The 14578-nt window shown below is 46.3% G+C and carries 9 protein-coding genes; 8 read left to right on the forward strand and 1 reads right to left on the reverse strand.

Annotated features, from left to right (window positions below; translation table 11 throughout):
• The first annotated feature begins 162 nt into the window (after positions 1-162).
• Together V9W66_RS13980 and V9W66_RS13985 are read left to right on the forward strand one after the other, a co-directional pair.
• Positions 163-1308: an exonuclease SbcCD subunit D gene (locus tag V9W66_RS13980; RefSeq protein ID WP_144094920.1), complete on the forward strand. Its 1146-nt coding sequence runs from the start codon at positions 163-165 to the stop codon at positions 1306-1308.
• Complete coding sequence (locus V9W66_RS13985) at positions 1308-4217, forward strand: SbcC/MukB-like Walker B domain-containing protein (RefSeq protein ID WP_144094918.1); 2910 nt, start codon at positions 1308-1310, stop codon at positions 4215-4217. Before V9W66_RS13980 ends, V9W66_RS13985 begins: the two co-directional genes overlap by 1 nt.
• Positions 4218-4338: 121 nt before the next feature.
• Here V9W66_RS13985 and V9W66_RS13990 read toward each other — a convergent pair whose 3' ends face one another.
• On the reverse strand, positions 4339-5823 hold the full coding sequence (locus V9W66_RS13990; protein ID WP_144094916.1) for a DUF1846 domain-containing protein: 1485 nt from the start codon (positions 5821-5823) through the stop codon (positions 4339-4341).
• A 175-nt stretch (positions 5824-5998) separates the two neighbouring features.
• Between V9W66_RS13990 and ftsH the strand changes: the two genes are divergently transcribed.
• From ftsH to V9W66_RS14020, 6 genes are all read left to right on the forward strand, one after another.
• Positions 5999-8137 (forward strand): ATP-dependent zinc metalloprotease FtsH, encoded by a 2139-nt coding sequence (ftsH, locus tag V9W66_RS13995; protein WP_144094914.1) that lies wholly within the window; start codon positions 5999-6001, stop codon positions 8135-8137.
• Positions 8138-8209: 72 nt separating this feature from the next.
• On the forward strand, positions 8210-10057 hold the full coding sequence (uvrC, locus tag V9W66_RS14000; protein WP_092070110.1) for an excinuclease ABC subunit UvrC: 1848 nt from the start codon (positions 8210-8212) through the stop codon (positions 10055-10057).
• Positions 10058-10167: 110 nt separating this feature from the next.
• Positions 10168-11115, forward strand: a complete 948-nt coding sequence (gene hprK / locus V9W66_RS14005; protein WP_144094912.1) for an HPr(Ser) kinase/phosphatase — start codon at positions 10168-10170, stop codon at positions 11113-11115.
• Positions 11116-11128: 13 nt separating this feature from the next.
• The gene (locus V9W66_RS14010) at positions 11129-12064 is read left to right on the forward strand and encodes an ROK family glucokinase (RefSeq protein ID WP_144094909.1); all 936 of its coding nucleotides are present in this window, start codon (positions 11129-11131) and stop codon (positions 12062-12064) included.
• 400 nt (positions 12065-12464) lie between these two features.
• Positions 12465-13646: an iron-containing alcohol dehydrogenase gene (locus V9W66_RS14015; protein ID WP_144094907.1), complete on the forward strand. Its 1182-nt coding sequence runs from the start codon at positions 12465-12467 to the stop codon at positions 13644-13646.
• 649 nt (positions 13647-14295) lie between these two features.
• The gene (locus tag V9W66_RS14020) at positions 14296-14565 is read left to right on the forward strand and encodes a hypothetical protein (protein WP_243121798.1); all 270 of its coding nucleotides are present in this window, start codon (positions 14296-14298) and stop codon (positions 14563-14565) included.
• Positions 14566-14578: the final 13 nt, after the last annotated feature.

Below are 14578 nucleotides of genomic sequence, written 5' to 3' on the forward strand. Positions count from 1 at the left end.
TATTTCGGGAATTAACGACTGTGGAGTGTACTTAGGATCTGTGAGTAGAGATAACTCCGGTTACTCAAAAGCATACACAAAGAAACAGTAAGCGGTATTCGTGAGAATCCGCATTATCTCGATGTGAGTATGTTTAATCACATTTTGAGTGGCAGGTGATCGATGAAACTGATCCATTTATCAGACCTTCACCTGGGAAAACGTGTCAATGAGTTTTCCATGATCGAAGATCAGAAATATATTTTGAATGAAATCCTGAGGATCATTGATGAAGAAGCACCGGACGGGGTTCTTCTTGCGGGGGATCTTTATGACAGACCGGTTCCGTCTGCGGAAGCCGTGCAGCTTTTTGACCGGTTTCTTACGCAGTTGGCAGAAAGGAAGATCCCGATGTATGCCATCAGCGGAAATCATGACAGTGTGGAAAGGATCGCTTTCGGTTCACAGATCATGAGCAGCAGTGGGATCTGCATGTCCCCGGTATACGATGGAAAAACAGAAAAGTACTGTTTAACGGACAGCTATGGAGAAGTGTGGATCCATCTGCTTCCATTTGTGCGTCCGGCAACTGTGAGGCACGGGCTGGAAGGAGAAGAAGAGGTGGATGAGATCCGTACCTACCAGGAGGCCGTGCAGGCGGCAGTTGCACATATGGAGATTGATAAACGTCATCGCAATGTACTGATCGCCCATCAGTTTGTGGTCGGTGCAATGCGCTGCGATTCTGAAGAGATTTCCGTTGGAGGTATCGACCAGGTGGAGGCAGATGTGTTCCGGGATTTTGACTATGTGGCACTTGGTCATATCCACAGTCCTCAGAATGTGGGAAGCGAGCACATCCGCTACTGCGGAACTCCTTTGAAATATTCTTTTTCCGAGGCAGGACAGCAGAAATCCGCGACAGTTGTGGAGCTTCTGGAAAAAGGAAATCTCAAGATCAGGGAGATTCCGCTGAGGCCTCTACGGGATATGCGAAAACTGAAGGGCACATACATGGAAATCACATCACTGTCCGGTTATCAGGACACAAACACAGAGGATTATGTGCAGATCACGCTGACAGATGAAGAAGATATCGTAGATGGAATGCAGAAGCTCCGTACTATTTATCCGAATCTGATGAAGCTGGAATATGATAACCGACGCACAAGAGAAAACCAGGAGATCGCAGGTACAGAAACGGTGAAAAGGAAATCCGAGCTGGAATATTTTGAGGAATTTTTTGAACTGCAGAATAACCAGCCCATGAATGAAGAACAGCGGAAATATTCCGAAGACCTGATCCGTAAGATCCAGGAGGTGAAATAATGAGACCGGAAAAACTGACCATCAGTGCCTTCGGGCCCTATGCGGACAAAACAGAGATTGATTTTTCAAAGCTTGGAGAGGGAGGTCTCTACCTGATCACCGGTGACACCGGAGCGGGAAAAACCACGATCTTTGATGCGATCACCTTTGCGTTATATGGAAGAGCCAGCGGAGAGGTAAGAGAATCAGCCATGTTCCGGAGTAAGTATGCAAAAGATTTCACAGAGACTTTTGTAGAGCTTGTTTTTTCCTATCAGGGAAAAACCTATCACGTGCGCCGGAGTCCGGAATATATGGCTCCGAAAAAAAGAGGCACCGGACAGACTCTTAGAAAAGCTGAGGCACAGCTGATCTATCCGGATGAACGTCAGCCGGTGACAAAGGCAAAAGATGTTACTGCGGCAGTGGAACAGCTTCTGGGACTGAGTTATGATCAGTTCACACAGATCGCAATGATCGCACAGGGGGATTTTCAGAAGCTGCTGCTGGCAGGAACTCTGCAGCGAGGGGAGATATTCCGGCAGATTTTTCATACGGGCCTTTACCAGCAGCTCCAGATAAAGCTCCGGGATGCGGCTATTTCCAGATATAAAGAATATGATGAGATGCGCCGGAGTATCGCCCAGTATCTGGATGGTGTGAAGTTCCAGCCGGATGCAGGGATGGAAGAAGAGGAATTTTCAAGGCTTAAAAAAGCGAAATTCGAAGGAAAGCTGGAACGGAGTCTTGAGCTTCTGAAACTGTTTATTGACAGAGGAGAACTCCGGGAAAAGGAACTTCAGAAACAGGAAAAGGAATTGGAAGAGAAACTCCGGACAATGGAAACCATGCTGAATCTTTCTGCACAGAAACGAAGCCTGGAAGAGAAACGAGCGCTTGCTCTGGAGCAGCTTGAAAAGATTCTTTCGGAACTTGCGAAGGCGTCAGAGGAGGCGGAAAAATATAAAGATGCAGATAAGAGATGTGAGGAACTTGGCCTTCTGATCCGGGAAAAACAGGAAAAGCTGAAGAAATATCAGGATCTGGAGCAACTGCAAGAAGAACGAAGAGAAATTGAAAGACAGCTGGGAAACTGTCAGACGCAAAAGGAAAAGATCATCCGGCAGGAAGAACAGCAGCAGAAAGAAATGGAGCAGCTGAAAACGGAACGGGAGCAGCTGGGAAATTCTGAGCTTGACCTGCAGAAAGCGCTCACAGAGAAAGAAAAACAGACGCGGAGAAAGAGAGAACTGAATGGACTTATTGCTGAGATCCGGAGATTCAGAGGCCTTTATGATGAAACCAAAGAGCAGCAGAAAAAGTATCAGTCTGCCTATAGAGATGCACAGCAGCAGAGGGAATATTATCAGCAGATATTCCACATTTTTCTGGATGCACAGGCAGGTCTTCTGGCCCGGGAGCTTAAGGATGAAATGCCCTGCCCTGTGTGCGGTTCTCTGAGCCATCCACATCCCAGAATGCTTTCAGAAGAACAGACGGTTGACCAGAAAACACTGGATAACGAGAAAAGCAGGCTGGATAAAATGGAGAAGGATTCTGTAGATCAAAGCCTGCAAGCCGGAAGCTTAAAGGAACAGAGCAATGCATCCTGGAGGCAGATCGTAGCCAGTGCAGAAGAGCTTCTGGAAGAGTTTCAGGAATTCCATAAGAAAAATAAAAACGGGAACGGACAGGCAGAGGATTTTCTGACTGTGTGGAAACAGCTGACTTCCATGGTAAACAGAGCGCAGGAACAGTGTGAGGATCTTCTGACGGAAAGTGAGAAAGAGATCAGGAAAGCCCAGGAAAATACAAAAAGAAAGAAAACAGTGGAAAATGCCATGGAGCGTCTTGAAAAAGAAAAAGAGGAGCTGCAGGAAAAAAAGAATTTCTTTGACAGAGAGCAGGCAGGCCTGAGTATGAAAGCATCCGAGAATCAGAAACAGCAGCAAAATGCGGCAGAGGAGATCCGACAGATCCGTCTGGAAACGGAAAAAGATAAGTCCTGTAAAGCGGACAGTACGAAATCGGAAGCCTTGAAAGCAGGAAAAGAAGATCTGGAAAAAGAAATCAGGGAAAAGCAGCAGGAATATGGGGAACTGAAGGAAAACAGCAAAAAAGTGAAAGAAACGCTGCAGAGATTTCAGTCAGAAAAAGAAAGGATAGCTTCCTCTATAGAGACTTTTGAAGCGCAGAAAAAAGAGATCGGAGAGATTCCGGAAGCGGAGATCAGAGAACAGCATGCACAGACTGCTGCGAGGAAAGCAGATCTCACAGAAAAAAGAAAAGAGCTTTTTTCCGTTCAGAGTGGAAACCAGGATATTTTTCAGAAAGTGCAAAAGGGCCGGGAGGAAATGACAACAGCGGAAAAAGAATATGCATGGATCAGGAATCTTTCGGATACAGCCAATGGAAAACTGAACGGAAAGGCAAAGATCGAGCTGGAAACCTATATCCAGATGGCATATTTTGACCGGATCCTGCGAAGAGCCAATCTCCGTCTTATGACCATGAGCAGCGGCCAGTACGAGCTGAAACGCCAGGAACAAAGCAAAAATCAGAAAGAAAAAGCAGGTCTTGATCTGAATGTCATTGATCACTATAACGGAACGGAACGAAGCGTAAAGACATTGTCCGGTGGGGAATCCTTCCAGGCATCGTTATCCCTGGCGCTGGGACTTTCCGATGAGATCCAGGCTTCAGCCGGGGGAATCCGGCTGGATTCCATGTTTGTGGATGAAGGATTCGGTTCTCTGGATGAGGAATCTCTGGAGCAGGCATTAAAAGCGCTGAACAGCCTTGCAGATGGCAGACGCCTGGTAGGAATTATTTCCCATGTTTCCGAGCTGAAGGAACGAATTGACAATAAGATCATCGTTACCAAGCAATGTGGCGGAGAAGGTGTGGGAAGCAGCATCCGGATACAGTAACGCAGAAATAAGATAAAAATAAGATAAAAAAGCTCCGGCCGGGATGACATATATATGTATCGTCCTGGTCGGAGCTTCTTATATAGCTTTTTATTTATACAGCAGGTATGTTATCAGAGAATCAGTCTTTCTGATAGTTTTTCTTCTGTTCCTTCTTGGCTTCGCAGGTAAGCTCAACACCAAGCTTACGGAAGCTGATCACATCCACATCGGAAAGCATTACGGAAGTATGAGCCTGGCATCCACGGAGATTCGGGATCTGTTCCAGGGCAAGGCGTGCGGCATCGCTGGTTGTGGCACTCATGGAAAGGGCGATCAGGATCTCATCAATGTGAAGACGTGGATTTTTGCTTCCAAGATATTTGGTTTTCAGCTGCTGGATCGGATGGATGGCATCCGGAGAGATCACATGAAGTTCGTGATCGATTCCTGCCAGCTCTTTCAGGGCATTGAGAAGAAGCGCAGCGGATGCGCCGAGAAGATCGGAGGTTTTTCCGCATACGATCTTTCCGTCAGGAAGTTCCATAGCGGCGGCAGGGCCATTGGTTGCTTTTTCTTTTTCGAGGGCAGCCGGAACAACCCTACGGTCAGTGATCTCTGCATGAGCCTGCTGGAGAAGAAGCTCGATCTTACGTACCTCATTCTCTGTGCCGGAGCCGGAAACCAGAGCGTTCATGCTCTTATAATAACGGCGGATGATCTCCTGGCGGGAAGCCTCCTGGCATACTTCATCGTCAACGATGCAGTTACCTGCCATGTTGACACCCATATCTGTCGGAGATTTATAAGGGCAGCTGCCCATGATCTTCTCAAACATGGCCTGTACAACAGGGAAAACCTCTACGTCACGGTTGTAGTTGACGGTAGTTTTGCCGTAAGCCTCCAGATGGAACGGGTCGATCATGTTGACATCGTTCAGATCCGCAGTGGCAGCTTCGTAGGCAAGGTTTACCGGATGTTTCAGAGGAAGGTTCCAGATCGGGAAGGTCTCAAATTTTGCATAGCCGGCTTTTACTCCCCGTTTGTATTCGTGGTAAAGCTGGGAAAGGCAGGTTGCCATCTTTCCACTTCCTGGTCCCGGTGCTGTGATCACGACCAGAGGTCTGGTAGTTTCAATATAATCATTCTTTCCATAACCCTCGTCACTTACAATAAAGGAAGTGTTGCTTGGATAGCCGGGGATCAGGTAAAGCTTGTAGACACGGATTCCCAGTTTCTCCAGACGTTTTTTGAAGAGATCGGCACTTTCCTGGCCGGAGTACTGTGTGATGCATACGCTTCCCACATACAGGCCACGGCTTGAAAACTCATCCATAAGACGGAGTACATCTTCGTCATAGGTGATCCCAAGATCGCCACGTACTTTATTCTTGTCAATGTCATTGGCACTGATAACAATAACGATCTCCGCCTGATCAGAAAGCTGCATCAGCATGCGGAGCTTGCTGTCCGGTTCAAAACCCGGAAGAACACGGGATGCATGGTAGTCGTCAAACAGTTTGCCGCCGAATTCAAGATAAAGCTTGTTGCCGAACTGACCGATTCTTTCACGGATGTGTTCTGACTGCATTTTCAGATATTTGTCATTATCAAAACCTATTTTCATTTGTCTGATTTCCTCTCCTCTTTAATTTTCCAATTCACTGGGAACAGTATACTACAACTTTACGTTCACTGGCAATATCCAACGCGGTGTTTTTTCGATGGTATTTTTGTAATCTCGCAGTTGATTTATATGGTTTTTCTCTTTATAATAAAGAAATGACAAGAGGAGGAAAAAAATGAATAATCAACTGAATAATGATCAGGACGGGAAGCGACCTGACAACAAAGATCCCAGGCAGGGATCAGGTAAAAATCATCAGTCGATTCTGGCTTTTCTGATATGCCTCCTGGTCACACTGGTGTGCTTCGCGTTGTTTACCAATATGCTGAAGGATAACAGCAGTGAGATCTCCTATGATAAATTTATCGATATGGTGGATAAGGACCAGGTTAAGGAAGTAACGATCCAGTCCAGTACATTGACGATCGTACCCAAGAAAAAGAATTCCAAGTACGAGGATATGAGCTATTACACCACGAAGACCGAAGACAGTACAGCACTTACCAAGAGACTGGAAGGAAAGGGAATCAAGTTTGAGACCGATCCGCCGGATGTTTTTGGTGAGTTTGTTGCAATGATCCTGAGCGTGGTTCTGCCGACACTGCTTTTGTTCGGACTTCTGATGTTCTCCATGCGCCGCATGAACAAAAGCGGCGGGATCATGGGCATGGGCGTAGGCAAGAGCAAAGCCAAGGCATATGTGCAGCAGGAAACGGGCGTTTCCTTTAAGGATGTGGCAGGTCAGGATGAAGCCAAGGAATCTCTCCAGGAAGTTGTGGATTTTCTTCACAACCCCGGAAAATACACAGCCATCGGAGCCAAGCTGCCTAAGGGCGCACTTCTTGTAGGCCCTCCGGGAACCGGTAAGACATTACTTGCCAAGGCAGTTGCAGGTGAAGCGCAGGTACCGTTCTTCTCTCTTTCCGGCTCGGAATTTGTGGAGATGTTTGTGGGCGTGGGTGCCTCACGTGTCCGTGACCTTTTCGAGGAAGCCAAGAAGAATGCTCCTTGTATCGTATTTATCGATGAGATCGATGCCATTGGTAAAAGCCGTGATTCCCACTATGGCGGCGGAAATGATGAGCGTGAGCAGACATTGAACCAGCTGCTTGCGGAGATGGATGGCTTTGATACATCCAAGGGACTTCTGATCCTTGCTGCGACCAACAGACCGGAGGTTCTTGATCCGGCTCTTCTCCGTCCGGGACGTTTTGACAGACGTGTGATCGTTGACAGACCGGATCTTAAAGGAAGGGTGGATATCCTGAAGGTACATGCCAAGAACGTACTTCTGGATGACACCGTTGATTTTGAAGCTATTGCACTTGCAACTTCCGGTGCGGTAGGCTCTGATCTTGCCAATATGATCAATGAAGCTGCGATCCTTGCAGTCAAGAAGGGACGTAAAGCTGTATCACAGAAGGACCTGGAGGAATCCGTAGAGGTAGTTCTGGTGGGAAAAGAGAAGAAGGACCGTATCTTAAGCAAACAGGAACGCCGGATCGTATCCTACCATGAAGTCGGACACGCACTGGTAAATGCACTCCAGAAGGATGCGGAGCCTGTACAGAAGATCACCATCGTACCCCGTACCATGGGAGCCCTGGGTTACGTTATGCAGGTACCTGAGGAAGAAAAATATCTTAACACCAAGAAAGAGCTGGAAGCTATGCTGGTAGGCTATCTTGGCGGACGTGCTGCAGAGGAGATCGTTTTTGACACAGTCACTACAGGTGCTGCCAATGATATTGAGCAGGCTACCAAGGTGGCCAGAGCCATGATCACACAGTATGGTATGTCTGAGAAGTTCGGACTGATGGGACTTGCCACACAGGAGAACCAGTATCTCAGCGGAAGAGCAGTTTTAAACTGTGGTGATGATACCGCAACAGAGATCGATCATGAGGTGATGAAGCTTCTCCACCATTCCTATGAGGAAGCCAAGAGGATCCTTGGAAGTCACAGAACAGAGATGGATAAGATCGCGGAATATCTGATCCGCAAGGAAACCATTACAGGTAAAGAGTTCATGAAGATCCTCCGTGCAGTTCAGCAGGGCCTGGATATCCCGGAGAATCTGGATGATCTGGTACTTTCCGAGGATGAAAAAGAAGTGTCCAATAAACAGGATATTGAAATGATCGCGGAAAATAACGAGGCTGCAAAAAGTACAGAATCGGTTCAGTTCAGACCGGAGATATCCGGACAGGAACTGACAGAGGATATGCAGGCACCGGAGAAAACAGAAGAATCTGCTCAGATAACAGATAGCGATCATGCAGAAACAGAAGAAAAGCCGGGATCACAGGCATAAAACAGATCATAAGAAAACCGGGAGAAATCCCGGTTTTCTTATTACTGTAATAGTAAAACAGGAGAATAAAGTATGTTCATAATCGAGGAAGAATTAAAGAAGCTTCCGGCAAAACCGGGAGTTTACATCATGCATGGCGAGAAAGACGAGATCATCTATGTGGGAAAAGCCATAAGCCTTAAGAATCGTGTGCGCCAGTATTTCCAGAGCAGTCGTAACAAAGGTGCCAAGATTGAACGGATGGTTACACATATTACCAGATTTGAGTACATTATTACGGATTCGGAGCTGGAAGCCCTTGTGCTGGAGTGTAATCTTATCAAGGAACATCGTCCAAAATATAATACCATGCTCAAAGATGACAAGAGCTATCCGTTTATTAAGGTGACAGTTCATGAGCCATACCCGAGAGTGCTTTTTGCCAGGAGAATGAAAAAGGACAAGGCAAGATATTTTGGCCCCTATACAAGCGGCGGAGCAGTAAAGGACGTGATCGAACTGGTGCGGAAGCTGTATCAGGTGCGCTCCTGCAACCGCAGTCTTCCGAGAGATACCGGAAAGGACCGGCCCTGTCTGTACTATCATATGAAACAGTGCAAGGCACCATGCCAGGGGTATATCAGCCAGGAAGAATACCGGAAGAATATCAATAAGGTGATCAAATTTCTGAATGGAGATTTTCAGGACGCCATTAGTGAGCTGATGGAAAAAATGCAGAAAGCTTCGGAGGAAATGCGCTACGAAGATGCCATGGAATACCGGGACCTGATCAGCAGTATCCGGAAGATCGGGGAACGGCAGAAGATCACCGGCTACGGGCAGGAAGACAGAGACATCATTGCAGTAGCCATGGATGACAGTGAAGACCTCAGGGATCAGGATGCGGTTGTCCAGGTGTTTTTTATCCGGGATGGCAGGCTGATCGGCAGAGATCATTTTTATCTCCGTGTGGCCAAGGGCGATACAAAGGCGCAGGTCCTTTCCAGCTTTCTGAAACAGTTTTATGCGGGAACGCCTTTTATCCCATCTGAGATCATGCTGCAAAGTGAGATCGAAGATGCAGATATCATCGAGGAGTGGCTGTCAGGAAGAAGAAAGCAGAAGGTACACATCCGGGTCCCGAAGAAGGGAACCAAGGAAAAGCTGGTAGAGCTTGCCCTGGAAAATGCCCGTATGGTACTTGCCAAGGACAGAGAACGGATCAGGCGGGAGGAAGGACGAACCATCGGAGCTGTTCACGAGGTGGAAGAATGGCTGGGCTTGAAAAATGTAGTGCGCATGGAAGCCTATGATATTTCAAATATCAGTGGCTTTGAGTCTGTGGGATCCATGGTGGTTTATGAAAAAGGCCGTCCCAAACGCAGTGATTACCGTAAGTTCAAGATCAAATGGGTACAGGGTCCCAACGATTATGCCAGCATGGAAGAGGTTCTGACCCGAAGGTTCACTCATGAGAGTAACGGAGAATTTGACAGCTTTGCAAGGCTTCCGGATCTGATCCTGATGGATGGTGGAAGAGGGCAGGTAAATATCGCTCTGAAGGTGCTGAATGAGCTTGGGATAAGCATCCCGGTCTGCGGTATGGTCAAGGATGATCATCATCGGACGAGAGGCCTGTATTTCAACAATGTGGAGATTCCTATTGATACATCCGGCGAAGGCTTCCGCCTGATCACCAGGATCCAGGATGAAGCCCACCGGTTTGCCATTGAATATCATCGTTCCCTCAGGAGCAGGGAACAGGTCCATTCTATCCTGGATGATATCCCGGGGATCGGTGATACCAGGAGGAAAGCCCTTCTGCGTAAATTTAAATCTGTGGAAAACATCCGGGATGCATCGGAGGAAGAACTGGCACAGACAGAGAGCATGAATGCCAGAAGCGCCCGTCAGGTCTATGAATTTTTTCATAAATCCTGATGCTGCATTGCAGTTTCAGCAGTGATTGTGTATAATTAAAGACAAGGTGTCTCACGCCCCGGTAAAACGGCAGTGAGAATGCAAACTTTCAGCGAAAAGGAGACAAAAGTATGAAGGGTGTACAGTTGATAAAGATGGTACAGGAACTGGAGCTTAATAATCTGACTCCGGAGATCGACCTGTCAGGCATCGTGATCAAGACTGCGGAGATCAACAGACCTGCGCTTCAGCTTACCGGATATCTGGAGCATTTTGCCAATGAACGAGTTCAGATCATCGGATATGTAGAGTATACGTATCTGATGCAGCTTAATGAGGAGGAGAGACGTTTTAAATATGAACGTTTCATTTCCAGCAAGATCCCATGTGTTATTTTCAGTACCATGACCCGTCCGTCTCAGGACATGATCGATCTGGCTGTTAAATATAATGTTCCGACATTCGTGACAGAAAGAACAACTTCCAGTTTTATGTCAGAGATCATCCGCTGGCTGGGCGTGCAGCTTGCACCATGTATTTCTATTCATGGTGTGCTGGTTGATGTTTACGGCGAGGGAATCCTGATCACAGGTGAGAGCGGTATCGGTAAGAGTGAGGCAGCCCTGGAGCTGATCAAGAGAGGTCATCGTCTTGTCAGTGATGATGTTGTTGAGATCCGTAAGGTCAGTGACGTAACACTGGTGGGATCTGCGCCGGATATCACACGTCACTTTATCGAACTTCGTGGTATCGGTATCATCGATGTAAAAACACTGTTCGGTGTTGAGAGCGTTAAGGATACCCAGTCCATCGATCTTGTGATCAAGCTTGAGGAGTGGGACAGAGACAAGGAATACGATCGTCTTGGACTGCATGAGGAGTATACAGAGTACCTTGGAAATAAGGTAGTATGCCATTCTCTTCCGATCCGTCCGGGCCGTAACCTGGCGATCATCGTTGAGGCAGCGGCTGTCAACCACAGACAGAAGAAGATGGGATACAATGCGGCAGAGGCTCTGTACAAGCGTGTACAGGCAAATCTTGCGAAAAAAAGAGAAAATCCGGATGACGAAGAATAAGAGAGGGTAAGAAATGGGAACATATTGTTTTGGGATCGATGTAGGTGGAACAACTGTAAAATGCGGTCTTTTCCGCACGGATGGTACTCTTGTTGAGAAATGGGAGATTCCAACCCGTAAAGAAAACAATGGAGATCAGATCCTTCCTGATGTGGCAGCAGCAGTAAATGCCAAGATGGAAGAAAAGGGTATCTCCAAAGAGGAGGTGGAAGGCGTCGGGATCGGTGTTCCGGGACCGGTAAACTCCAAAGGCGAAGTATCACGTGCAGTAAATCTCTTCTGGGGATATAAGAACGTTGTGGGAGAGATGGAAGAACTTACAGGTCTTCATGCGGAAGCCGGAAATGACGCCAATGTAGCGGCATTGGGAGAGGCATGGAAGGGTGCTGCAGCAGGCTCCTCCGATGTGATCATGGTCACACTTGGAACAGGTGTAGGCGGTGGTATCATTGTTGACGGAAAGATCGTGACCGGACATCACGGAGCTGGCGGTGAGATCGGACATGCCAATGTGGATCATCATGAAACAGAATCCTGCAACTGCGGAAACAGGGGCTGTCTGGAACAGTATGCTTCTGCGACCGGAATTGTCCGCATGGCAAAAAAAGAGCTTGCAGCTTCCGGTGAGAACAGTGTTCTCAGAGATGCCGGAGAGATTTCAGCAAAAGCAGTTCTGGACGCATTTAAGGAGAATGATCCGGTAGCTGCAGCAACCATGGAAAAGGTCGGAGAGCAGCTGGGTGGTGCTCTTGCCATTATTTGCTGTGTGACAGATCCGGAGACCATTGTTATCGGCGGAGGAGTTTCCAAGGCCGGACAGCCGCTTATTGACTGTATCCGGAAATATTACAGAGAGTATGCTTTTGAATCCTGCAAGGATACTCCTATCGTGATCGCGACACTTGGCAATGATGCAGGAATCTACGGTGCAGCCAGGATGGTACTTTAACCGAACCAGGGAAGTCTCCTGCTTCAAATGCGAAAAGTAATAAGCGGTGGGTGGAACTTGCCTGAACTGATAAACTGCGAGACAGTAAGAAGTTATTAAAAGTAAAAAAGTGGTTTCCATATTTCAGGAAACCACTTTTTTTATAGTGCGCCTTGCGGCGCACGTTTCTAATGGGTGAAAGTCCCTAATCCGCCCTAGAGAGGTAATAGACATATAATAAAAAAACAGTAAATATATGATGATAATATAGGAAAAACGATAAAAAATATCAAAAATGAAAATGATTCAAAAAACTATTGCGTTATAAAATTAACAATGATATAATGCAAGCGAACAGAAGCAGTGAGTGCCTTCTGCAGTAACATGTAAACAGACATAATTTTTTAAGGAGATAACAGCAATGGCAAGATTTACATTACCAAGAGACATTTATCATGGAAAAGGATGTCTCGCAGAATTAAAGAACTTAAAAGGAAAGAAAGCAGTTCTTGTTGTAGGCGGCGGCTCAATGAAACGTCAGGGATTCCTGGACAAAGCAGTTAATTATTTAAAAGAAGGCGGAATGGAAGTTCAGCTGATTGAAGGTGTTGAACCGGATCCGTCAGTAGAAACTGTTATGAAAGGTGCAAAGATAATGCAGGAATTCCAGCCGGACTGGATCGTAGCGATGGGCGGCGGATCCCCAATCGATGCAGCGAAGGCAATGTGGACATTCTATGAATATCCGGATACAAAATTTGAAAATCTTATCACACCATTTGGTTTCCCTGAATTAAGGCAGAAAGCAAAATTTGCAGCAATTCCATCTACATCAGGAACTGCTACAGAAGTTACTGCTTTTTCCGTAATCACAGACTATCATACAGGGATTAAATATCCTCTGGCAGATTTCAACATCACACCGGATGTAGCAATTGTTGATCCGGAACTGGTTGAGGGACTTCCTGTAAAACAGGTAGCATATACAGGTATGGATGCATTAACACATGCAATTGAAGCATATGTTTCTACGCTTCACTGTCCGTATACAGACCCGCTTGCACTGCAGGCAATCGAGATGGTTCTGGCATATCTGCCGGCATCTTATAATAAGAATATGGAAGCACGTGAGCAGATGCATTATGCACAGTGTCTGGCAGGAATGGCATTCTCCAATGCACTGCTTGGTATTGTACATTCCATGGCGCATAAGACAGGTGCAGCATTCTCTACAGGACATATTCCGCACGGATGCGCAAACGCAATTTATCTTCCATATGTAATCAAGTACAATGCAAAAGATCCTGTAGCAGCAGAACGTTATGCTGAGATTGCAAGAAGAATGGGACTGGAAGGAACATGCCAGCAGGCACTGATCAACAGCCTCTGCGAGAAGATTGACGAGTTTAATGTAAGATTGAACATTCCAAAGACATTAAAAGACTTCGGAATCCAGGAAGAAGAATTTAAAGAAAAAGTTGCCAAAATCGCAGAGCTTGCAGTTGGTGATGCATGTACAGGCTCCAACCCGAGAGCAATCGATCCTGCAAATATGGAGAAACTTCTTACATGCACATATTATGGTACAGAGGTTGACTTTTAATTAGTCAAGCGGATAAAATCAACCGCTTCACTAATTGCTTGATTTGATTAAATAAAGAGGGCACATTGGCAGATGAGACATATCGCCGATGTGTCCCTTTTGGCATCTGAAGTAATTTCTTGACGAAATGTGCTTTGTTCAATATACTTGAAATAAGTTAGATATAACAAACCGAGAAGGAGAAGCCATATGTCAGGAGTAAAAAAGCAAGTGCTTTCTAATGCAATAGATATATTGTTAAATCAGGGAAATCTACCTGAGAAACTGGATGGCAAAAAACTGTACGGTGAAGCATTAGAAGGTGATGATGCTTTAAAGGCAGATTGCAGAGTATACCAGCTATCCAATGGGACCGGAAACGGACAGATCACGGTATATCAGGTATTTAATGGCATTGAACTGTACTATAATGACATACGCCTAGCATACTGCAATCAGGATCAGGTGACTGCGAAGAACATTATCGAGATTAACCACTGCTATATTGGAAGATATGAATGCAGTTTTGGAGAAAACAGTTGCTGCTATTTGTCGGCAGGGGATTTATCCATTGGTTCTGCGATGAAGAAGAAATCATTTTCCATATTTCCATGCGATCACAGAGTACGAGAAATTTGCTTCCGGATATGCGCTGAAATGCCGAATCCCGATGACTGGATTTACCGTAGCATTAAACAGCACTTTCGTCCTGCTGATCCCGGCTGCAACGATCATTCTTTCCGGACTCAGCGGACAGATTTCTTATGAAGAAACAGTTCTTGACTTCCTGTTCTATGCTTTATTTACACCAGTCTGCACAACAATGATGAACAGAATCATGTTTGCCAGCGAACAGCTTATGGCGGCAAAGATATCTGACGCAGGATTTCACCCTCTGATGGACTGGATTAAGATGCGTTATTTTAGAGGATCACTATAAATATGGAATCTGA

This window comes from Blautia massiliensis (ex Durand et al. 2017), from assembly GCF_051861785.1.
GTDB lineage: Bacteria > Bacillota > Clostridia > Lachnospirales > Lachnospiraceae > Blautia_A > Blautia_A luti_A.

Excerpts from the sequence above, each read along its gene's own strand:
- V9W66_RS14020 (WP_243121798.1), top strand. The coding sequence starts at position 14,296 with ATGACTGGATTTACCGTAGCATTAAACAGCACTTTCGTCCTGCTGATC.
- uvrC (WP_092070110.1), top strand. The coding sequence starts at position 8,210 with ATGTTCATAATCGAGGAAGAATTAAAGAAGCTTCCGGCAAAACCGGGA.
- V9W66_RS13980 (WP_144094920.1), top strand. The coding sequence starts at position 163 with ATGAAACTGATCCATTTATCAGACCTTCACCTGGGAAAACGTGTCAAT.
- V9W66_RS14015 (WP_144094907.1), top strand. The coding sequence starts at position 12,465 with ATGGCAAGATTTACATTACCAAGAGACATTTATCATGGAAAAGGATGT.
- V9W66_RS14010 (WP_144094909.1), top strand. The coding sequence starts at position 11,129 with ATGGGAACATATTGTTTTGGGATCGATGTAGGTGGAACAACTGTAAAA.
- V9W66_RS13985 (WP_144094918.1), top strand. The coding sequence starts at position 1,308 with ATGAGACCGGAAAAACTGACCATCAGTGCCTTCGGGCCCTATGCGGAC.
- ftsH (WP_144094914.1), top strand. The coding sequence starts at position 5,999 with ATGAATAATCAACTGAATAATGATCAGGACGGGAAGCGACCTGACAAC.
- hprK (WP_144094912.1), top strand. The coding sequence starts at position 10,168 with ATGAAGGGTGTACAGTTGATAAAGATGGTACAGGAACTGGAGCTTAAT.
- V9W66_RS13990 (WP_144094916.1), bottom strand. The coding sequence starts at position 5,823 with ATGAAAATAGGTTTTGATAATGACAAATATCTGAAAATGCAGTCAGAA.